Origin of the sequence: Escherichia sp. WS2035 (assembly GCF_046487065.1) — a bacterium.
GTDB lineage: Bacteria > Pseudomonadota > Gammaproteobacteria > Enterobacterales > Enterobacteriaceae > Escherichia > Escherichia coli.
Genome location: NZ_JBJQKD010000014.1, coordinates 38,570 through 60,272 on the forward strand (window position 1 = coordinate 38,570; position 21,703 = coordinate 60,272).

Genomic DNA, 21,703 nt, shown 5'->3' on the forward strand with positions numbered 1-21,703 from the left:
AGCAGATCAAAAGACAGGCGACCTTTTCAAGGAATAGCATGAAAAAGATTGATGCGATTATTAAACCCTTCAAGCTGGACGATGTCCGCGAAGCACTGGCTGAAGTCGGTATTACCGGCATGACGGTCACTGAGGTGAAAGGTTTTGGCCGCCAGAAAGGCCATACCGAGCTGTACCGTGGTGCGGAGTATATGGTGGATTTTCTGCCGAAAGTGAAAATTGAGATTGTCGTACCGGACGACATTGTCGATACCTGTGTCGATACCATTATTCGCACGGCGCAAACCGGCAAAATCGGTGATGGTAAAATCTTCGTCTTCGACGTGGCACGGGTCATTCGCATCCGTACCGGTGAAGAGGACGACGCGGCAATTTAAAACGCGTCAAGGGTTGCCGGATGTGTCCATCCGGCAACATCAAATCACAGCACCTTATGCGGGCCAAAGCATTCGTAATGAATGTTTTCCTGTTTCACGCCCAAATCCACTAACTGTTTCGCGGCAAACTGCATGAAGCCAACCGGGCCGCAGAGATAGAACTGCATTGTCGGATCGCTGAACGCACCTTCCAGTTTGCTCAAATCCATCAGACCTTCGCTATCAAACTGACCTTTAGCGCGATCGGCTTCGCTCGGCTGACGATACCAGGTGTGTGCGGTAAAGCGTGGCAGTGATTGACCCAGTTCCTTAACTTCATCGGCAAAGGCGTGAACATCGCCATTTTCTGCCGCATGGAACCAGTTCACTTGTGCTGTGTGGCCTGCTTTTGCCAGCGTGTCGAGCATTGCCAGCATTGGCGTTTGACCGACACCGGCAGAGATTAACGTCACTGGTGTGTCATCTGCGACAGCCATAAAGAAATCACCTGCCGGAGCGACCAGTTTCACGACATCGCCAACATTGGCGTGATTGTGCAGCCAGTTGGATACCTGCCCACCCTCTTCGCGTTTCACCGCAATACGATAGCCTTTGCCATCCGGTTTGCGAGTCAAAGAGTACTGACGAATTTCCTGATGCGGGAAACCTTCCGGCTTCAGCCAGACGCCGAGATATTGCCCCGGACGGTATTCTGCCACTGCGCCACCGTCGACCGGCTCCAGTTCGAAGCTGGTGATAAGTGCGCTGCGTGGTGTTTTAGCCACAATGCGGAAATCGCGAGTACCTTCCCAGCCACCGGCTTTGCTGGCGTTTTCGTTATAGATTTCCGCCTCGCGATTGATAAATACATTAGCCAGTACGCCATAGGCTTTACCCCACGCGTCCAGCACTTCCTGCCCCGGGCTGAACATTTCGTCCAGCGTTGCCAACAGGTGTTCACCGACGATGTTGTACTGTTCCGGTTTGATCTGGAAACTGGTGTGCTTCTGCGCGATTTTTTCTACCGCTGGCAGCAGCGCAGGCAGGTTTTCAATATTGCTGGCGTAGGCGGCAACAGCGTTAAACAGGGCTTCACGTTGATCGCCATTACGCTGGTTACTCATGTTAAAAATTTCTTTGAGTTCTGGGTTATGAGTAAACATACGGTCGTAGAAATGGGCGGTTAACTTTGGTCCCGTTTCCACCAGTAAAGGGATGGTGGCTTTTACTGTAGCGATGGTTTGAGCGTCAAGCATATGGTCTTCCTTTTTTTTGCATCTTAATTGATGTATCTCAAATGCATCTTATAAAAAATAGCCCTGCAATGTAAATGGTTCTTTGGTGTTTTTCAGAAAGAATGTGATGAAGTGAAAAATTTGCATCACAAACCTGAAAAGAAATCCGTTTCCGGTTGCAAGCTCTTTATTCTCCAAAGCCTTGCGTAGCCTGAAGGTAATCGTTTGCGTAAATTCCTTTGTCAAGACCTGTTATCGCACAATGATTCGGTTATACTGTTCGCCGTTGTCCAACAGGACCGCCTATAAAGGCCAAAAATTTTATTGTTAGCTGAGTCAGGAGATGCGGATGTTAAAGCGTGAAATGAACATTGCCGATTATGATGCCGAACTGTGGCAGGCTATGGAGCAGGAAAAAGTACGTCAGGAAGAGCACATCGAACTGATCGCCTCCGAAAACTACACCAGCCCGCGCGTAATGCAGGCGCAGGGTTCTCAGCTGACCAACAAATATGCTGAAGGTTATCCGGGCAAACGCTACTACGGCGGTTGCGAGTATGTTGATATCGTTGAACAACTGGCGATCGATCGTGCGAAAGAACTGTTCGGCGCTGACTACGCTAACGTCCAGCCGCACTCCGGCTCCCAGGCTAACTTTGCGGTCTACACCGCGCTGCTGGAACCAGGCGATACCGTTCTGGGTATGAATCTGGCGCATGGCGGTCACCTGACTCACGGTTCTCCGGTTAACTTCTCCGGTAAACTGTACAACATCGTTCCTTACGGTATCGATGCTACTGGTCATATCGACTACGCCGATCTGGAAAAACAAGCTAAAGAACACAAACCGAAAATGATTATCGGTGGCTTCTCTGCATATTCCGGCGTGGTTGACTGGGCGAAAATGCGTGAAATCGCTGACAGCATCGGTGCTTACCTGTTCGTTGATATGGCGCACGTTGCGGGCCTGGTTGCTGCTGGCGTCTACCCGAACCCGGTTCCTCATGCTCACGTAGTAACTACCACCACTCACAAAACCCTGGCGGGTCCGCGCGGCGGCCTGATCCTGGCGAAAGGTGGTAGCGAAGAGCTGTACAAAAAACTGAACTCTGCCGTTTTCCCTGGTGGTCAGGGCGGTCCGTTGATGCACGTAATCGCCGGTAAAGCGGTTGCTCTGAAAGAAGCGATGGAACCTGAGTTCAAAACTTACCAGCAGCAGGTCGCGAAAAACGCCAAAGCGATGGTAGAAGTGTTCCTCGAACGCGGCTACAAAGTGGTTTCCGGCGGTACTGATAACCACCTGTTCCTGGTTGATCTGGTTGATAAAAACCTGACCGGTAAAGAAGCAGACGCCGCTCTGGGCCGTGCTAACATCACCGTCAACAAAAACAGCGTACCGAACGATCCGAAGAGCCCATTTGTGACTTCCGGTATTCGTGTAGGTACTCCGGCGATTACCCGTCGTGGCTTTAAAGAAGCCGAAGCGAAAGAACTGGCTGGCTGGATGTGTGACGTGCTGGACAGCATCAATGATGAAGCCGTTATCGAGCGCATCAAAGGTAAAGTTCTCGACATCTGCGCACGTTACCCGGTTTACGCATAAGCGAAACGGTTAATCTGTTGAAAAAAGGCTTCCTTCGGGAAGCCTTTCTACGTTATCGCGCCATCAAATCTGCCGTAACTGCGCCTCAACATACAAATAGCCAATTCCCAGTACCTGTTGTGCGCGGCTTAATTGCCCAAAGCCAATCTGTGTCGCTTTCACGCTCGGTCCTTCGTCGCGGTCGAACGGGTTAAATCCCGTCTGGCGAATAATGGTATTAAGCCAGTTCTCACCAAAGGCACAACTGCGACCGTACAACCAAATCTGATTAATATTGAGGATGTTGAGGAAGTTATACAGACTCAAACCAATGGCGTTGGCACTGTGGTCAACCCAACTGGTGAACCACGGTTCTCCACTCTGCCAGGCAGCGATTAACTGCGCGGTAGTCAATTTTTCAGGATTAAGCTGAGTATTAACCGGTTGTGATTTTAGCCATACCCGCGCCTGTTTTTTTAATGCGCTTAACGAGGCGACGGTTTCCAGGCAGCCATAACGCCCGCAGTCGCAGACGACGCCATCCGGATTAACGATGGTGTGGCCAATCTGTCCACTGCCATACAAACTGCCGCGATAAATTTGCTCGTTAATCACGAACGACGAGCCAATGCCGTAATCAACGTTGATTACGCAGAAATCACGCACTTGCGAATTATTTTGCCATTTCTCCGCCAGCGCCAGCATCACGCAGTCATTATCGACCATTACCCGAATACCCAGCTTCTCTTCCAGCAGGTACTTCACCTCAATCGGTGTTGCCCACGGCGCTTGCGGCATGGTTTGCGACACGCCGGTCACCGGATCCACCTGACCGTGGATTGCCAGAGCCAGATTGATGGTGCGATCCGGCCACAATTTACGGTGGCGATGCCAGCATTTTTCGATTTCGGACAGCAGCGCCTGCGGCGTCGGTGCATCAATCTGTAAATACTCAAATTCGCCTTTCGGACTTAAACAGGCATTAGCGACCTGACACTCAATGCTGGTGGGCGTCACGTTCAGACACAGCGTCCAGTCACCTTCCGGCGCAATCAGCCATGTACCGCTACTATGTCCGCGCGTTTGACTTTCATCGTCGATATTCACCACCCGTTTTTCGCTTTCCAGTTCCTGCAAAATATTACTGACCGCCGGAATCGAAATTTGCGCCAGCCGGGCCAGCGTTGATTTATTGGCGCGCTTTTGCCGGTACAGCAGTTCCAGAATCACGCATTTGTTATGGTGGCGAATCTGTTGATTGTTAATGCAGGCTCTCATCTTCACTAAACCTTGTTTAGTTAATTGCGTGATTATTCCGCGAAAACATTGCCAGATTGTTCAATACACTGCCACAAATCTTTTAATTCAGTATGTCTTGTTAATATTGAGGGCACCATGACTCCAGTAAAAGTGTGGCAAGAGCGCGTTGAGATCCCGACCTATGAAACCGGGCCGCAGGATATACATCCCATGTTCCTGGAAAATCGCGTTTATCAGGGATCGTCCGGCGCGGTTTATCCCTACGGCGTGACCGATACGCTGAGCGAGCAGAAAACCCTGAAATCCTGGCAGGCGGTGTGGCTGGAAAACGACTACATCAAAGTGATGATCCTGCCGGAACTGGGCGGTCGGGTGCATCGCGCGTGGGATAAAGTGAAACAGCGCGATTTTGTTTATCACAATGAAGTCATTAAACCGGCGCTGGTGGGACTGCTGGGGCCGTGGATCTCCGGCGGGATTGAGTTTAACTGGCCGCAACACCATCGCCCGACCACCTTTATGCCCGTTGATTTCACCCTCGAAGCCCATGACGACGGCGCACAGACGGTGTGGGTCGGCGAAACGGAGTCGATGCACGGTTTACAGGTGATGACAGGTTTCACCCTGCGCCCTGACCGGGCGGCGCTGGAAATCGCCAGTCGCGTCTATAACGGCAACGCCACGCCGCGTCATTTCTTGTGGTGGGCCAACCCGGCAGTGAAAGGGGGGGAAGGGCATCAGAGCGTCTTCCCGCCGGATGTAACGGCGGTGTTTGATCACGGCAAACGGGCCGTCTCCGCTTTCCCCATCGCCACCGGCACTTACTACAAAGTGGACTACTCCGCCGGAGTGGACATTTCTCGCTATAAAAATGTGCCCGTTCCAACCTCATATATGGCTGAAAAATCACAGTACGATTTTGTTGGCGCGTGGTGTCACGATGAAGATGGTGGTTTGCTACACGTTGCCAACCACCATATTGCGCCAGGTAAAAAACAGTGGAGCTGGGGACACAGTGAATTTGGCCAGGCGTGGGATAAGAGCCTGACTGACAATAACGGCCCGTATATCGAACTGATGACCGGTATTTTTGCCGATAACCAGCCTGATTTTACCTGGCTTGATGCTTACGAGGAGAAGCGTTTCGAGCAGTATTTCCTGCCTTATCATTCTCTGGGCATGGTGCAAAATGCCTCCCGCGATGCGGTGATAAAACTCCAGCGTAGTGAGCGGGGGATTGAGTGGGGGCTGTATGCCATCTCTCCGTTGAACGGATACCGCCTGGCGATCCGCGAAATCGGCAAATGCAACGCGTTGCTCGATGATGCCGTGGCCCTGACACCAGCGACCGCCATCCAGGGCGTGTTGCACGGTATCAATCCTGAAAGGCTGACCATTGAGCTCTCCGATGCCGACGGCAATATTGTACTGAGTTATCATGAACATCAGCCGCAAGCGTTGCCGTTGCCGGACGTCGCCAAAGCGCCACTGGCAGCACAAGACATTACCAGTACAGATGAAGCCTGGTTTATCGGTCAACATCTGGAGCAATATCATCACGCCAGCCGTTCACCGTTCGATTACTACCTGCGCGGCGTGGCGCTGGATCCGCTGGATTATCGCTGTAATCTGGCGCTGGCAATGCTGGAATATAACCGTGCAGATTTCCCGCAAGCGGTGGTATATGCCAGTCAGGCACTGAAACGCGCACATGCGCTGAACAAAAATCCGCAGTGCGGACAGGCGAGTTTGATTCGCGCCAGTGCTTACGAACGTCAGGGGCAATATCAACAAGCCGAAGAGGATTTCTGGCGTGCGGTCTGGAGCGGCAACAGTAAAGCGGGCGGCTATTATGGTCTGGCACGACTGGCGGCGCGTAATGGTAACTTCGACGCTGGTCTGGATTTTTGCCAACAAAGTCTTCGCGCCTGCCCAACCAATCAGGAAGTGCTTTGCCTGCATAACCTGCTACTGGTGTTAAGTGGTCGTCAGGACAACGCGCGTTTGCAGCGCGAGAAACTGCTGCGTGATTATCCGCTGAACGCCACTCTGTGGTGGCTGAACTGGTTCGATGGTCGTAGCGAATCAGCCCTCGCGCAGTGGCGAGGTCTTTGTCAGGGACGCGACGTTAACGCCCTGATGACCGCCGGGCAACTGATTAACTGGGGCATGCCCGCCCTGGCGGCAGATATGCTGAACGCACTGGACTGTCAGCGCACGCTACCGCTTTACCTGCAAGCCAGTTTGCTACCAAAAGCTGAACGCGGAGAACTGGTCGCAAAAGCTATTGATGCCTTCCCGCAGTTTGTCCGTTTCCCGAATACGCTGGAAGAAGTGGCGGCGCTGGAGAGTATCGAAGAGTGCTGGTTTGCCCGGCATTTACTGGCCTGCTTCTACTACAACAAGCGTAGCTACGGCAAAGCCATTGCCTTATGGCAGCGTTGCGTAGAGATGTCGCCGGAGTTTGCCGACGGCTGGCGCGGGTTGGCGATCCATGCGTGGAATAAGCAGCACGATTATGAGCTGGCCGCGCGTTATCTTGATAATGCTTATCAGCTTGCGCCGCAGGATGCACGTCTGCTTTTCGAACGGGATTTGCTGGATAAGTTAAGCGGTGTCACACCGGAGAAACGACTGGCGCGTCTGGAAGATAATCTGGAAATTGCGCTGAAACGCGACGACATGACCGCAGAACTGCTCAATTTGTGGCATCTCACGGGTCAGGCAGACAAAGCGGCGGACATTCTCGCCACGCGCAAATTCCACCCGTGGGAAGGTGGGGAAGGGAAGGTCACCAGCCAGTTTATCCTCAACCAGTTATTACGCGCCTGGCAGCATCTTGATGACAGAGAGCCGCAGCAGGCCAGCGAACTGCTTCATGCCGCGCTGCATTATCCGGAGAATTTAAGCGAAGGCCGTTTACCGGGGCAAACTGACAACGACATCTGGTTCTGGCAGGCAGTATGCGCCAACGCGCAGGGCGATGAAACTGAAGCGACGCGTTGTTTACGTCTGGCGGCGACCGGCGATCGCACCATTAACATCCACAGTTATTACAACGATCAGCCGGTTGATTATCTCTTCTGGCAAGGAATGGCGCTGCGACTGCTGGGCGAACAACAAACTGCACAGCAACTGTTTAGTGAAATGAAACAGTGGGCACAAGAGATGGCGAAAACCAGTATCGAGGCGGATTTCTTTGCCGTCTCGCAGCCTGACTTGTTGTCGCTGTATGGCGATTTACAACAGCAGCATAAAGAAAAATGCCTGATGGTGGCGATGCTGGCGGCCGCGGGATTAGGGGAGGTTGCGCACTATGAATCTGCTCGCGCTGAATTGATGGCGATTAATCCAGCCTGGCCGAAAGCGGCATTATTCACCACCGTGATGCCTTTTATTTTTAGCTACGTTCACTAAACCCTATTAACTGTAATATTTGAGCGGCACGTGCTGCCGCTCACGCTCAAATAATTAAAATAAGCCGTTGTAAATAAAAACCCTACAGGAGGCACTATGCCTAAAAAAATGACAAGAACCCGTAATTTATTATTAATGGCTACACTATTGGGTAGCGCACTATTTGCCAGGGCTTCTGATAAAGAAATGACTATTGGCGCAATATACCTTGATACCCAGGGATATTACGCCGGAGTGCGTCAGGGCGTTCAGGATGCGGCAAAAGATTCTTCAGTACAGGTACAGTTAATTGAAACTAACGCTCAGGGCGATATTTCGAAAGAAAGTACCTTTGTTGATACCCTCGTGGCGCGTAATGTCGATGCCATTATTTTATCGGCAGTGTCTGAAAATGGCAGTAGCCGTACCGTTCGTCGCGCCAGTGAAGCGGGTATTCCGGTGATTTGCTACAACACCTGTATTAATCAAAAGGGTGTCGATAAATATGTCTCGGCATATCTGGTTGGTGACCCGCTGGAATTTGGTAAAAAACTGGGTAACGCTGCCGCCGATTATTTTATTGCCAACAAAATTGACCAGCCGAAAATTGCCGTCATCAATTGCGAAGCCTTTGAAGTTTGTGTGCAACGTCGTAAAGGGTTTGAAGAAGTATTAAAAACCCGCGTTCCCGGCGCGCAAATTGTCGCTAATCAGGAAGGGACTGTTTTAGATAAAGCGATTTCTGTCGGTGAAAAACTGATTATCTCCACGCCGGATCTCAACGCCATTATGGGGGAATCGGGCGGAGCGACACTCGGCGCGGTAAAAGCGGTACGTAATCAAAATCAGGCCGGAAAAATTGCTGTTTTCGGTTCTGATATGACCACTGAAATTGCTCAGGAGCTGGAAAACAACCAGGTGCTGAAAGCGGTGGTGGATATTTCTGGTAAGAAAATGGGCAATGCTGTTTTTACGCAAACATTGAAGGTTATCAATAAACAAGCCGACGGTGAAAAAGTGATTCAGGTGCCAATCGATCTCTATACCAAAACGGAAGACGGTAAACAGTGGCTGGCAACGCACGTTGATGGTCTGCCCTAATCGCTGATTCGCAGAGGTCCCTATGTTCACGGCAACAGAGGCAGTCCCGGTAGCAAAAGTGGTGGCAGGAAATAAGCGTTATCCCGGAGTCGTTGCGCTGGATAACGTTAACTTCACGCTCAAAAAAGGCGAAGTTCGTGCGCTGTTAGGCAAAAACGGTGCGGGAAAATCGACCCTCATTCGAATGCTTACCGGTAGCGAACGTCCGGATAGCGGTGATATCTGGATTGGCGAGACGCGACTGGAAGGTGACGAAGCTACGCTGACTCGCCGTGCCGCTGAACTGGGGGTACGCGCGGTTTATCAGGAGTTAAGTCTGGTGGAAGGGCTGACAGTGGCGGAAAACCTCTGCCTCGGTCAGTGGCCCCGCCGCAACGGCATGATTGATTACCTGCAAATGGCGCGGGATGCCCAACGTTGCTTACAGGCGCTGGGCGTTGACGTTAGCCCTGAACAACTTGTTTCAACGCTAAGCCCGGCGCAAAAGCAACTGGTGGAAATTGCGCGGGTGATGAAGGGCGAGCCGCGCGTGGTCATTCTTGATGAACCCACCAGCTCGCTTGCCAGTGCGGAAGTTGAACTGGTGATCAGCGCGGTGAAAAAGATGTCGGCACTGGGCGTGGCGGTGATTTATGTCAGCCACCGGATGGAAGAAATTCGCCGCATTGCCTCCTGTGCCACCGTTATGCGCGATGGTCAGGTGGCGGGCGATGTGATGCTCGAAAACACCTCTACGCATCATATTGTGTCGCTAATGCTCGGGCGCGATCACGTTGATATTGCGCCGGTTGCCCCTCAGGAAATTATGGATCAAGCCGTGCTGGAAGTCCGTGCGTTACGCCATAAGCCCAAGCTGGAGGATATCAGTTTTACGCTACGTCGTGGCGAAGTGCTCGGCATTGCTGGTCTGCTGGGGGCAGGGCGCAGTGAATTGCTGAAGGCGATTGTTGGTCTGGAGACGTATGAACAGGGCGAAATTGTTATCAACGGCGAGAAAATCATGCGCCCCGATTACGGCGACATGCTGAAACGCGGCATTGGCTATACGCCAGAAAACCGCAAAGAAGCGGGGATCATTCCCTGGTTGGGCGTTGACGAAAATACAGTGCTGACCAATCGGCAAAAAATCAGCGCCAACGGTGTGCTGCAATGGTCCACCATCCGCCGCCTGACCGAAGAGGTGATGCAGCGGATGACGGTCAAGGCCGCCAGTAGCGAAACGCCCATCGGCACGCTTTCTGGCGGCAATCAGCAAAAAGTGGTGATCGGTCGTTGGGTCTATGCCGCCAGCCAGATTTTGTTGCTCGACGAGCCAACGCGCGGCGTCGATATCGAAGCCAAACAGCAGATTTACCGTATTGTCCGCGAGCTGGCTGCCGAAGGAAAAAGCGTGGTGTTTATCTCCAGTGAAGTGGAGGAGTTGCCACTGGTGTGTGACCGCATCCTGTTATTACAGCACGGCACGTTCTCGCAGGAGTTTCACTCGCCGGTCAATGTGGATGAGCTGATGTCCGCCATTCTGTCCACTGATGAATTTTACCGAGGAACCTGAAGATGTCTGCTTCGTCATTACCATTGCCGCAGGGCAAGAGCGTCTCGCTCAAACAATTTGTCAGTCGCCATATTAATGAGATCGGTTTGCTGGTGGTGATTGCCATTCTTTATCTGGTCTTCTCCCTGAATGCGCCTGGCTTTATCTCATTGAATAACCAAATGAACGTGCTGCGCGATGCCGCCACCATCGGGATCGCCGCCTGGGCGATGACGCTGATTATTATCTCCGGTGAAATTGATGTCAGCGTTGGGCCGATGGTGGCTTTTGTTTCAGTGTGCCTGGCGTTTTTGCTGCAATTTGAAGTTCCGCTGGCGATTGCTTGTCTGCTGGTGTTGCTGTTAGGTGCGCTGATGGGAACGCTCGCCGGGGTGCTGCGCGGTGTTTAACGTGCCAAGTTTTGTTGCCACGCTGGGTTTATGGAGCGCCCTGCGCGGAATGGGGCTGTTTATGACGAACGCCTTGCCAGTGCCAATTAACGAAAACGAAGTGCTGGACTGGCTGGGCGGACAATTTCTCGGTGTGCCGGTATCCGCGCTGATCATGATGGTGTTATTTGCGCTGTTTGTGTTCATTAGCCGCAAAACCGCCTTCGGGCGCTCGGTTTTTGCTGTTGGCGGTAATGCCACTGCAGCGCAGTTGTGCGGTATTAACGTTCGTCGGGTACGCATTCTTATTTTTACCCTTTCGGGATTATTAGCGGCGGTGACCGGCATTTTGTTGGCGGCGCGCCTCGGTTCCGGTAACGCAGGTGCCGCAAACGGTCTGGAGTTTGACGTCATCGCCGCGGTCGTGGTCGGCGGTACGGCGCTTTCCGGCGGTCGCGGCTCGTTGTTCGGTACGCTGCTTGGCGTACTGGTGATTACGCTAATCGGTAACGGTCTGGTGCTGCTCGGGATTAACTCCTTTTTCCAGCAGGTGGTGCGCGGCGTCATCATTGTGGTGGCGGTGCTGGCAAATATCTTGCTGACCCAGCGTAGTAGTAAAGCGAAACGCTAAACCTTAACGCCCCTGGCGCGGGTGCGGCAGGGATGAAAATTAATCGTATTGTTAATGAGGGATTTATGAAAACGATGCTGGCAGCTTATTTACCAGGAAATTCGACCGTCGATCTGCGGGAAGTTGCGGTGCCGACGCCGGGGATTAACCAGGTACTGATCAAAATGAAATCCTCCGGGATTTGCGGAAGCGATGTCCACTATATCTACCACCAGCACCGCGCTACGGCGGCGGCACCCGATAAACCGTTATACCAGGGATTTATCAACGGTCATGAACCGTGCGGGCAGATTGTGGCGATGGGGCAAGGCTGCCGCCATTTTAAAGAGGGCGACCGCGTGCTGGTGTATCACATTTCTGGCTGTGGTTTTTGCCCGAACTGCCGTCGCGGTTTTCCTATTTCTTGTACTGGCGAAGGAAAAGCGGCTTACGGCTGGCAGCGTGACGGCGGCCATGCTGAATACCTGCTGGCGGAAGAAAAAGATCTGATCCTGCTGCCGGACGCGCTGAGCTATGAAGATGGTGCGTTTATCAGTTGCGGCGTTGGTACAGCGTATGAAGGGATTTTGCGCGGCGAAGTTTCCGGTAGCGATAACGTGCTGGTGGTCGGTCTGGGGCCGGTCGGCATGATGGCGATGATGCTGGCGAAAGGTCGTGGTGCAAAAAGGATCATCGGCGTTGATATGCTGCCGGAACGTCTGGCGATGGCGAAACAGTTAGGAGTGATGGATCACGGCTATTTAGCGACCACCGAAGGTCTGCCGCAGATAATCGCCGAACTCACTCACGGCGGCGCGGATGTTGCGCTTGATTGTTCCGGTAATGCCGCAGGTCGCTTACTGGCACTGCAATCCACAGCTGACTGGGGACGCGTGGTTTACATTGGTGAAACCGGAAAAGTCGAGTTCGAGGTTAGCGCTGACCTGATGCACCATCAACGGCGGATTATTGGCTCCTGGGTGACCAGTTTGTTCCATATGGAAAAATGCGCCCACGATTTAACGGACTGGAAACTGTGGCCGCGTAACGCCATTACCCATCGTTTCTCGCTGGAACAGGCAGGAGATGCTTATGCACTGATGGCAAGCGGCAAATGTGGGAAAGTTGTGATTAATTTCCCGGATTAAGGAGTCTGCGGATGACCATCTATACCTTATCTCACGGGCCGCTAAAGCTGGACGTTTCTGATCAGGGCGGCGTAATCGAAGGCTTCTGGCGCGATACGACGCCGCTGCTACGTCCTGGTAAAAAAAGCGGTGTGGCAACCGATGCCTCTTGTTTTCCGCTGGTACCATTTGCAAACCGGGTGAGCGGCAACCGTTTTGTCTGGCAGGGGCGTGAGTATCAACTGCAACCGAATGTTGAGTGGGATGCGCACTATCTACACGGCGATGGCTGGTTGGGCGAGTGGCAATGTGTCTCGCGCAGCGATGATAGCTTGTGTCTGGTGTATGAACATCTCAGCGGTGTTTATCACTATCGGGTAAGCCAGGCATTTCATTTAACGGCGGATACGCTGACGGTGACGCTCGCTGTCACCAATCAAGGGGCAGAGACGCTGCCATTTGGTACCGGCTGGCATCCTTATTTTCCGTTGTCGCCGCAAACGCGGATTCAGGCACAGGCGAGCGGTTACTGGCTGGAGCGGGAGCAGTGGCTGGCGGGTGAGTTTTGCGAGCAGCTACCGCAGGAGCTGGATTTTAACCAGCTCGCGCCGTTGCCGCGCCAGTGGGTAAACAATGGTTTTGCCGGATGGAATGGTAAGGCCCGCATCGAGCAGCCGCAGGAGGGGTATGCCATCATCATGGAAACGACGCCACCTGCACCGTGTTATTTCATCTTTGTTTCAGACCCTGCGTTTGATAAAGGATATGCGTTTGATTTCTTCTGTCTGGAACCGATGAGTCATGCGCCGGATGACCATCATCGCCCGGAAGGTGGTGACCTCATTGCGCTTGCACCAGGGGAATCAACAATTTCAGAGATGTCGTTGCGGGTTGCGTTGCTGTAATTTATAAAATGCCGGATAAGGCGTTCACGCCACATCCGGCATCTTTCCTAACGGCGATCGAGAGAAATCGCCCCCGGCCCGGTAATTGCCAACAGCAGGAATGCGCCAGCGATACTGACATTCTTCCAGAAATTAATCATATTTGGCCCAACCGCATCGCCGGTCATATCCCAGTAATGGTGACCAATCACCGCCGTACCCAGCGTGTAGAAAATAAACAGCACCGCCAGCGGACGGGTGAAAAAGCCAAGCACGATTAATATCGCGGCGGGCACTTCCATAACTACCGCAATAATCGCTGCCAGCATCGGCATTGGCGCGCCCAGCGAGGCCATATATTGGACCGTACCGTCAAAGCCCATCATTTTGGGAAAACCAAAAATAATGAAAATTAAGACCACGGCGATACGGGCAATTAATAATAAAACGGGGCGGGCAGTGCCAAAATCAAAATAACGTAGTGAGTTCATAACCAATCCCTTTGCAAGATGATGTGATTTAAACGTAATACACACTCTGGTACCTCGCCACGCCCCAGGCGTTGAGATATTCGTTTCTGGTATAACGGCATAACGCAGATGGCTGACAATGTGCTTATTGTTTCCTGCCGAATGCGACATGCACGCCTTATCCGTCTCACATGAGTTTGTCAGTTCAATAAATTGCGATTTTCACCTGTTTCATCGTTCTTTTTTACATGTTGTGTTGTGGGCCGCACTTTTTTGTCATTTCCTGATATGCAGGATAACCGTCAGGAAGCTGGCTCGAATATTCTTATTTTTCAACTTGCACCAACATTCGATTAACCCCAGACTAACGCCTCCTGACGGGAGGGACTCATGGTTTTGCAATCCACGCGCTGGTTGGCGCTCGGCTATTTCACATACTTTTTTAGTTACGGCATTTTTCTACCTTTCTGGAGCGTCTGGCTTAAAGGGATTGGTTTAACGCCAGAAACCATCGGCCTGTTATTGGGGGCGGGTCTGGTTGCCCGTTTCCTCGGGAGTTTGCTCATCGCGCCCCGCGTCAGCGATCCTTCCCGCCTGATTTCCGCCTTGCGCGTGCTGGCACTGCTGACACTTCTCTTTGCTGTCGCCTTCTGGGCGGGGGCGCACGTAGCGTGGCTAATGCTGGTGATGATTGGCTTTAACCTCTTTTTCTCACCGCTGGTACCGTTGACCGATGCACTGGCGAATACGTGGCAAAAGCAGTTCCCGCTTGATTACGGCAAAGTGAGACTGTGGGGCTCGGTGGCGTTTGTCATTGGCTCGGCGCTGACGGGCAAACTGGTCAGTATGTTTGATTATCGGGTGATCCTCGCGCTGTTGACGTTGGGCGTGGCATCCATGCTGCTCGGCTTTCTCATCCGTCCGACGATTCAGCCACAAGGGGCAAGCCGCCAGCAGGAGAGCACCGGCTGGTCTGCGTGGTTGGCGTTGGTTCGCCAGAACTGGCGCTTTCTGGCCTGCGTTTGTTTATTGCAGGGGGCACATGCGGCCTATTACGGTTTTAGCGCCATTTACTGGCAGGCAGCTGGCTACTCGGCCTCGGCGGTGGGGTATTTGTGGTCGCTGGGCGTGGTGGCGGAAGTCATTATTTTTGCGCTGAGTAATAAACTTTTCCGCCGTTGTAGTGCACGCGATATGCTGTTGATCTCGGCGATTTGCGGCGTAGTGCGCTGGGGCATTATGGGAGCAACGACGGCGTTGCCGTGGTTGATAGTGGTGCAAATTCTGCATTGCGGTACCTTCACGGTCTGCCACCTGGCTGCCATGCGCTATATTGCTGCTCGCCAGGGTAGCGAAGTCATCCGTTTACAGGCGGTTTACTCTGCCGTCGCGATGGGCGGCAGTATCGCCATCATGACCGTTTTCGCCGGTTTCCTGTATCAATATCTCGGCCACGGCGTGTTCTGGGTGATGGCGCTGGTGGCGCTTCCGGCAATGTTTTTGCGCCCGAAAGTTGTTCCCTCATGCTGATTCGAGCATTTTGCGGATCTGCTCCTGTTGATGTGTTGTCAACGTCAGGTCCGTATAGATCAGCGGTGGTGAAAAGAGCGGTAACGGCATGGTATAAGGCGCAATAATCAGTGCCGCGCCGCGCGGAGCGCCTGTCTGCAAAAATGCCTTTACCGACATATGTTTAATGTTGAGCGGCAGTAACGTTAGTTCGCGTAGCTGCTGCTCAATCTGCGCTTCTCGCTCGCTATCATTCCCGGTCAGTAGAATAATCTGTTTCTCATGCAGGTCGTTTTCCTGCATTAGCCAGGCACCAAAAATCACCGCGACCAGACCGCTTTCCTCATCAGAAAGATGGACGCCGTATTCACTTTCAAATCCGGCCAGCGCCGCGCGGGTGGTGCGCACCAGGCGTGGATACAGGCGGGCGAACTCTTCCGGCAGGGTGTTATCAATACCGATGGCAAACAAACTGCGATTTAACGCCTGGGCGAGGTGGGTATAAAGCTGATCGCATAACCCCTGTTCATCATAAAAACGAACATTTCCCAGCTCACGAAAATGGTTTACCAGACGTTTGATAGACTGACGCAGTTGTCTGTCCCGCTGATGCGCATCCCGCAGTGGATCGGGAACCCGCAACATGGAAAAAAGTAGTGCCATAAATAGTGGCTCATCAGGCGGTACAGGCTGGAGCGCCCGACGCTGCCAGTGGCGTCCAATTTCCTGCGCTACCTGAAATTCAAGGCAGGATTCCGCCCAGCGACGTTGGAGCGGATTAAACTGAGGCGTAATTCCAGCGTGATGTTGCAACAAACAATATTGCAAATACAGACACAGGAAATGAATATCGCGCGTTTCAAAGCGTTTTTGCAGCCGTCGGGAGCAGAGATTCACTAACGCTTGTAGATTGGTATCGTCGTAAAAGTTACGCGCAATTCCGCGCCGCTTCAGTTCACTCTTCAGGGCGGGGGTGAATCGGCTGGTAATAAATGACGGACACAGACGGAAACCACGTCGTAGCCAGTGAAATAAACACAAACGTTGGTTAAGCACTGTACCTTCAACCCGGTAGCTGCCGTCATAACCAGTCGTCAGTGTGAGTTGATGATAGCGCAGGATCTCCCGTCCTGTTTCGCTGATATCAAGACTGGCGATATCATCATCCACACCATTAAGCTCGCTGAAAGTTGCCGTGGTGGCGGTCAACCCCGGCTGAAAGAGCGTCAGCAAGATCTGGCAGCGGCGCTGGGGAGCCGAAAGGACAGATGGTGGAGCAAGCGTAGGCATCATCTGTAGATCTCCCATAAGCATAATTGATAAGAATAGCTAAAGTTTGCTCAGGGAAATGGCGAAGGGAATGCTAATCATCAGAAATGTTGGCAAGCATCACAGAATTTTTCTCATCTTAAACTGTTCTGACCAGTGGATTAGCATGTCTTAAGGTGGTTTTGTGAATGATTATCGTGCTAGCGATCATGGGTTAGTTCTGCGGATTCAATGCGCTAAGGATAAAATCCACCATCTGTTCGCGATAAACATCGCCGTGACGATCGGAAAAAGCATCAATGTGTTCGCCATCCGGGATTAGGATCAACCGTTTTGGCTCTTTTGCCAGGCTATACAACTTTTCGCTGTGCTGCCATGGGATAACGTGATCAGCTTTACCGTGAATGAGTAAAAGCGGGATCGGGCTGACGCTGGCGATGTAATTTTCGCCGCTGTAACTCTCATCAAGTAAGTAGCCACTGCCGGGGATCATCTGGTTGGCAATGGTCGCATAAGAGGCAAAGGTGGAGTCGAGGATCACCGCACGTATGCCTTCACGATCACCCTGACCAATAACATCCAGAATATTCGCCCCGCCAATACTCTGCCCGAACAGCACCAGCCGTTGTGGGTTTACATCACTGCGATGGCGCACCACATTGATGGCACTTTGCGTATCGTCCAGCAATCCGGCCAGGGACGGCGTGCCTTTTGATTTACCAAACCCGCGATAATCAAACATAAAAACGTTGAAATTACGCTCGGGTAACCAACTGACCAGCGGCCAGTGGGCGGACATATTTCCGGCATTGCCGTGAGCATGAATGATGGTTGCGATGGCGTTGTCAGCAGGGCCCGTCGAAGAAGGAATAAACCAGCCTTGCAGACGAGTACCGTCCTTAGCCGTAAATTCGACGGATTCCGCCGACCAGGGGTCGGGACCGTATATTTTATCGTCAGGATAATAGAAGAAGTTGATGGCGACGCGCGGCACTAAATAAACGCAGAAGGCAACAACAAAGAGAATAAACAGAATTTTGAGAACGCGTTTGTTCACTGGCAGCGCCATAACCTTTCCTTGCGACTTCTTTATCATCCATTAATCGGCGAAAGATGGTGGGAGAGTGACGAAAGAAAGTAAAGCGGTGAGGAAGTATTTCGGAATAGCGCCTGAAAGGCGAGGGCGGGTGAGTGATATCACCCGCCTGAGTCATTAACGCTTCAGAGCGTCGCTTAACTCGTCACGCATGTTCGCCAGCATGGCTTTAACAACGCGCGGGTTACCAGCAACGATGTTACCGGTCAGCATATAGTTATGACCACCGGTGAAGTCGCTGACGATGCCGCCTGCTTCACGAACCAGCAGCTCGCCTGCCGCGAAATCCCACGGGCGCAGACCGATTTCAAAGAAACCGTCAACACGACCCGCAGCGACGTAAGCCAGATCCAGCGCCGCAGAACCGGTACGACGGAAGTCTGCACATTCGTTAAACAGTTTGCCGACGATGTTGATGTAGGTAGTGGCGTACTGTTTTGCTTTGAACGGGAAGCCGGTCGCCAGAATAGTACCGTCGAGATCGCGAGCGGTGCTGCCGCGCAGACGGTAGCCGTTCAGCTGTGCGCCCTGACCGCGAGTGGCGGTGAACAGTTCGTTACGCATAGGATCGTATACCACAGCAACTTCGGTGCGGCCTTTGATACGAACGGCGATAGATACCGCGAAGTGCGGCAGACGTTTGATAAAGTTGGTAGTGCCATCCAGTGGATCGATAACCCATTGAACATCCTGATCAGTACCTTCAAGTTCACCGCTTTCTTCGGTGATGATGGTGTGCTGTGGGTAAGATTTACGAATCGTGTCGATAATCACCGCTTCGGCAGCTTTATCTACGTTGGTCACGAAATCGTTACTGCCTTTCTGGCTCGCTTCTACAGCGTCCGGGGTTTCATAGTTTTTGGCAATTAAATTACCCGCCTTGCGCGCTGCGCGCACGGCGATGTTCAGCATCGGATGCATCGGTCTCTCTCACTGGATGTTAAAGAACGGGAAAACGGCGCAGAGTATAGCAGCGAGATCGGCATCTGTCTTCGTTTTATGATAAGATGCGTGAATAATCTTTAGATGAAGAAAGACAATGCTGCAAAATATTCGAATTGTGCTGGTGGAGACGTCACACACCGGCAATATGGGTTCTGTTGCCCGTGCCATGAAAACAATGGGATTAACCAATCTGTGGCTGGTTAATCCACTAGTGAAACCTGACTCCCAGGCGATTGCCCTGGCAGCAGGGGCCAGCGATGTGATTGGTAATGCTCACATCGTCGATACGCTCGACGAAGCGTTAGCCGGTTGTAGTCTGGTGGTGGGCACCAGCGCTCGCTCCCGCACGCTGCCGTGGCCGATGCTCGACCCGCGCGAATGCGGTCTGAAAAGCGTCGCTGAAGCGGCAAATACCCCGGTGGCGCTGGTGTTTGGTCGCGAGCGCGTCGGCTTGACCAATGAAGAGTTGCAGAAATGCCATTATCATGTCGCAATTGCGGCTAACCCGGAATACAGTTCGCTGAACCTGGCGATGGCGGTTCAGGTTATTGCCTATGAAGTGCGCATGGCCTGGCTGGCAACTCAGGAAAATGGCGAGCAGGTCGAGCATGAAGAGACGCCGTATCCGCTGGTCGATGATCTGGAGCGTTTTTATGGTCATCTGGAGCAAACGCTGCTGGCAACCGGTTTTATCCGTGAAAACCATCCGGGACAGGTGATGAATAAATTGCGCCGTCTGTTTACCCGTGCGCGCCCGGAAAGCCAGGAATTGAATATCCTGCGCGGGATTCTGGCTTCTATTGAGCAGCAGAATAAAGGTAACAAGGCCGAATAACAGTGGTTGCCTGATGCGATGCTTAACGCGTCTTATCAGGCCTGTAAGTGCACGGAATCCCAGGTCGGATAAGGTGTTCACACCGCATCCGACAACAGGTACAAACGCCACGATAAAAAAATGGCACTGAAGGTTAAATACCCGACTAAATCAGTCAAGTAAATAGTTGACCAATTTACTCGGGAATGTCAGACTTGACCCTGCTATGCAATACCCCCACTTTTACAATAAAAAACCCCGGGCAGGGGCGAGTTTGAGGTGAAGTAAGACATGAGACTGACATCTAAAGGGCGCTATGCCGTGACCGCAATGCTTGACGTTGCGCTCAACTCTGAAGCGGGCCCGGTACCGTTGGCTGATATTTCCGAACGTCAGGGAATTTCCCTTTCTTATCTGGAACAACTGTTTTCCCGTCTGCGTAAAAATGGTCTGGTTTCCAGCGTACGTGGACCAGGCGGTGGTTATCTGTTAGGCAAAGATGCCAGCAGCATCGCCGTTGGCGAGGTGATTAGCGCCGTTGACGAATCTGTAGATGCCACCCGTTGTCAGGGTAAAGGCGGCTGCCAGGGCGGCGATAAATGCCTGACCCACGCGCTGTGGCGTGATTTGAGCGACCGTCTTACCGGTTTTCTCAATAACATTACTTTAGGCGAACTGGTTAATAACCAGGAAGTGCTGGATGTGTCTGGTCGTCAGCATACTCACGACGCGCCACGCACCCGCACACAAGACGCGATCGACGTTAAGTTACGCGCTTAATAAAAAGAATTCAGAATCAGGCCGGAGTGCTAAACACTCCGTAAACACGGTCGTACATCCAGCCGGTAGCCTGGTTCCTTGCATTGAGTGATGTACGGAGTTTATAGAGCAATGAAATTACCGATTTATCTCGACTACTCCGCAACCACGCCGGTGGACCCGCGTGTTGCCGAGAAAATGATGCAGTTTATGACGATGGACGGAACCTTTGGTAACCCGGCCTCCCGTTCTCACCGTTTCGGCTGGCAGGCTGAAGAAGCGGTAGATATCGCCCGTAATCAGATTGCCGATCTGGTCGGCGCTGATCCGCGTGAAATCGTCTTTACCTCTGGTGCAACCGAATCTGACAACCTGGCGATCAAAGGTGCAGCCAACTTTTATCAGAAAAAAGGCAAGCACATCATCACCAGTAAAACCGAACATAAAGCGGTACTGGATACCTGCCGTCAGCTGGAGCGCGAAGGTTTTGAAGTCACTTACCTGGCACCGCAGCGTAACGGTATTATCGACCTGAAAGAACTCGAAGCAGCGATGCGTGACGACACCATCCTTGTTTCCATCATGCACGTAAATAACGAAATCGGCGTGGTGCAGGATATCGCGGCTATCGGCGAAATGTGCCGTGCTCGTGGCATTATCTATCACGTTGATGCAACCCAGAGCGTGGGCAAACTGCCGATCGATCTGAGCCAGTTGAAAGTTGACCTGATGTCTTTCTCCGGTCACAAAATCTATGGCCCGAAAGGTATTGGTGCGCTGTATGTGCGTCGTAAACCGCGCGTACGTATCGAAGCACAAATGCATGGCGGCGGTCACGAGCGCGGTATGCGTTCCGGCACTCTGCCTGTTCACCAGATCGTCGGTATGGGCGAAGCCTATCGCATCGCAAAAGAAGAGATGGCGACCGAGATGGAACGTCTGCGCGGCCTGCGTAATCGTCTGTGGAACGGCATCAAAGATATCGAAGAAGTTTACCTGAACGGTGACCTGGAACACGGTGCGCCGAACATTCTCAACGTCAGCTTCAACTACGTTGAAGGTGAGTCGCTGATTATGGCGCTGAAAGACCTCGCGGTTTCTTCAGGTTCCGCCTGTACGTCAGCAAGCCTCGAACCGTCCTACGTGCTGCGCGCGCTGGGGCTGAACGACGAGCTGGCACATAGCTCTATCCGTTTCTCTTTAGGTCGTTTTACTACTGAAGAAGAGATCGACTACACCATCGAGTTAGTTCGTAAATCCATCGGTCGTCTGCGTGACCTTTCTCCGCTGTGGGAAATGTACAAGCAGGGCGTGGATCTGAACAGCATCGAATGGGCTCATCATTAATCGGTATCGGAATCAGGAGAATT

Annotated in this window: 17 protein-coding genes and 1 pseudogene; 12 read left to right on the forward strand and 6 right to left on the reverse strand. The window is 52.4% G+C overall.

Features of this window, described 5'->3' with window-relative positions:
- Nucleotides 1-38: 38 nt before the first annotated feature.
- Nucleotides 39-377 carry a nitrogen regulatory protein P-II gene (gene glnB / locus ACJHX4_RS20265; protein WP_000717694.1) on the forward strand — a complete coding sequence of 113 codons (339 nt, stop codon included), beginning with the start codon at nt 39-41 and terminating at the stop codon, nt 375-377.
- Nucleotides 378-421: 44 nt separating this feature from the next.
- On the opposite strand, the gene hmpA is transcribed toward glnB, so the two are convergent.
- On the reverse strand, nt 422-1,612 hold the full coding sequence (gene hmpA / locus ACJHX4_RS20270) for an NO-inducible flavohemoprotein (protein ID WP_000883165.1): 1,191 nt from the start codon (nt 1,610-1,612) through the stop codon (nt 422-424).
- Between the two features lie 328 nt (nt 1,613-1,940).
- Here hmpA and glyA point away from each other — a divergent pair, with 328 nt between their 5' ends.
- A complete protein-coding gene (gene glyA / locus ACJHX4_RS20275) occupies nt 1,941-3,194 on the forward strand; it encodes a serine hydroxymethyltransferase (protein WP_000919159.1) in 1,254 nt (417 codons plus the stop codon).
- 63 nt (nt 3,195-3,257) lie between these two features.
- Here glyA and ACJHX4_RS20280 read toward each other — a convergent pair whose 3' ends face one another.
- Entirely contained in the window at nt 3,258-4,451 is a 1,194-nt protein-coding gene (locus ACJHX4_RS20280) for an ROK family protein (RefSeq protein ID WP_001296297.1), read from the reverse strand.
- A 117-nt stretch (nt 4,452-4,568) separates the two neighbouring features.
- Between ACJHX4_RS20280 and ACJHX4_RS20285 the strand changes: the two genes are divergently transcribed.
- The 6 genes and pseudogenes from ACJHX4_RS20285 (at nt 4,569) to ACJHX4_RS20310 (ending at nt 13,492) form a co-directional block, all read left to right on the forward strand.
- Complete coding sequence (locus ACJHX4_RS20285; protein ID WP_001296296.1) at nt 4,569-7,850, forward strand: DUF5107 domain-containing protein; 3,282 nt, start codon at nt 4,569-4,571, stop codon at nt 7,848-7,850.
- Nucleotides 7,851-7,946: 96 nt separating this feature from the next.
- The gene (locus ACJHX4_RS20290; protein ID WP_001124928.1) at nt 7,947-8,930 is read left to right on the forward strand and encodes a substrate-binding domain-containing protein; all 984 of its coding nucleotides are present in this window, start codon (nt 7,947-7,949) and stop codon (nt 8,928-8,930) included.
- A 22-nt stretch (nt 8,931-8,952) separates the two neighbouring features.
- Complete coding sequence (locus tag ACJHX4_RS20295) at nt 8,953-10,482, forward strand: sugar ABC transporter ATP-binding protein (protein WP_001531891.1); 1,530 nt, start codon at nt 8,953-8,955, stop codon at nt 10,480-10,482.
- Between the two features lie 2 nt (nt 10,483-10,484).
- Nucleotides 10,485-11,481, forward strand: a pseudogene (locus ACJHX4_RS20300) (ABC transporter permease).
- A 32-nt stretch (nt 11,482-11,513) separates the two neighbouring features.
- Entirely contained in the window at nt 11,514-12,608 is a 1,095-nt protein-coding gene (locus tag ACJHX4_RS20305) for a zinc-dependent alcohol dehydrogenase family protein (protein ID WP_000700787.1), read from the forward strand.
- A gap of 11 nt (nt 12,609-12,619) precedes the next feature.
- On the forward strand, nt 12,620-13,492 hold the full coding sequence (locus ACJHX4_RS20310) for an aldose 1-epimerase (RefSeq protein WP_000158510.1): 873 nt from the start codon (nt 12,620-12,622) through the stop codon (nt 13,490-13,492).
- A gap of 47 nt (nt 13,493-13,539) precedes the next feature.
- Here ACJHX4_RS20310 and ACJHX4_RS20315 read toward each other — a convergent pair whose 3' ends face one another.
- Complete coding sequence (locus tag ACJHX4_RS20315) at nt 13,540-13,962, reverse strand: DoxX family protein (protein WP_001296295.1); 423 nt, start codon at nt 13,960-13,962, stop codon at nt 13,540-13,542.
- 369 nt (nt 13,963-14,331) lie between these two features.
- Between ACJHX4_RS20315 and ACJHX4_RS20320 the strand changes: the two genes are divergently transcribed.
- A complete protein-coding gene (locus tag ACJHX4_RS20320) occupies nt 14,332-15,471 on the forward strand; it encodes a 3-phenylpropionate MFS transporter (protein ID WP_000244186.1) in 1,140 nt (379 codons plus the stop codon).
- Here the strand turns inward: ACJHX4_RS20320 and csiE are convergent.
- The 3 genes from csiE to suhB all read right to left on the reverse strand — a co-directional run bounded on the left by csiE (nt 15,463) and on the right by suhB (nt 18,736).
- The gene (gene csiE / locus ACJHX4_RS20325; protein ID WP_000983028.1) at nt 15,463-16,743 is read right to left on the reverse strand and encodes a stationary phase inducible protein CsiE; all 1,281 of its coding nucleotides are present in this window, start codon (nt 16,741-16,743) and stop codon (nt 15,463-15,465) included. The two genes, ACJHX4_RS20320 and csiE, sit on opposite strands and share 9 nt — an antisense overlap.
- A gap of 190 nt (nt 16,744-16,933) precedes the next feature.
- Nucleotides 16,934-17,788 carry an alpha/beta hydrolase gene (locus ACJHX4_RS20330; RefSeq protein ID WP_001296293.1) on the reverse strand — a complete coding sequence of 285 codons (855 nt, stop codon included), beginning with the start codon at nt 17,786-17,788 and terminating at the stop codon, nt 16,934-16,936.
- Nucleotides 17,789-17,932: 144 nt separating this feature from the next.
- Nucleotides 17,933-18,736: an inositol-1-monophosphatase gene (gene suhB / locus ACJHX4_RS20335; RefSeq protein WP_000553451.1), complete on the reverse strand. Its 804-nt coding sequence runs from the start codon at nt 18,734-18,736 to the stop codon at nt 17,933-17,935.
- A 118-nt stretch (nt 18,737-18,854) separates the two neighbouring features.
- Between suhB and trmJ the strand changes: the two genes are divergently transcribed.
- From trmJ to iscS, 3 genes are all read left to right on the forward strand, one after another.
- Nucleotides 18,855-19,595, forward strand: coding sequence for a tRNA (cytosine(32)/uridine(32)-2'-O)-methyltransferase TrmJ (gene trmJ, locus ACJHX4_RS20340; RefSeq protein ID WP_000940019.1), 741 nt, complete (start codon nt 18,855-18,857; stop codon nt 19,593-19,595).
- 270 nt (nt 19,596-19,865) lie between these two features.
- Nucleotides 19,866-20,354, forward strand: a complete 489-nt coding sequence (iscR, locus tag ACJHX4_RS20345; protein WP_001241357.1) for a Fe-S cluster assembly transcriptional regulator IscR — start codon at nt 19,866-19,868, stop codon at nt 20,352-20,354.
- A 111-nt stretch (nt 20,355-20,465) separates the two neighbouring features.
- Complete coding sequence (iscS, locus tag ACJHX4_RS20350) at nt 20,466-21,680, forward strand: cysteine desulfurase (RefSeq protein ID WP_001295373.1); 1,215 nt, start codon at nt 20,466-20,468, stop codon at nt 21,678-21,680.
- Nucleotides 21,681-21,703 lie beyond the last annotated feature (23 nt).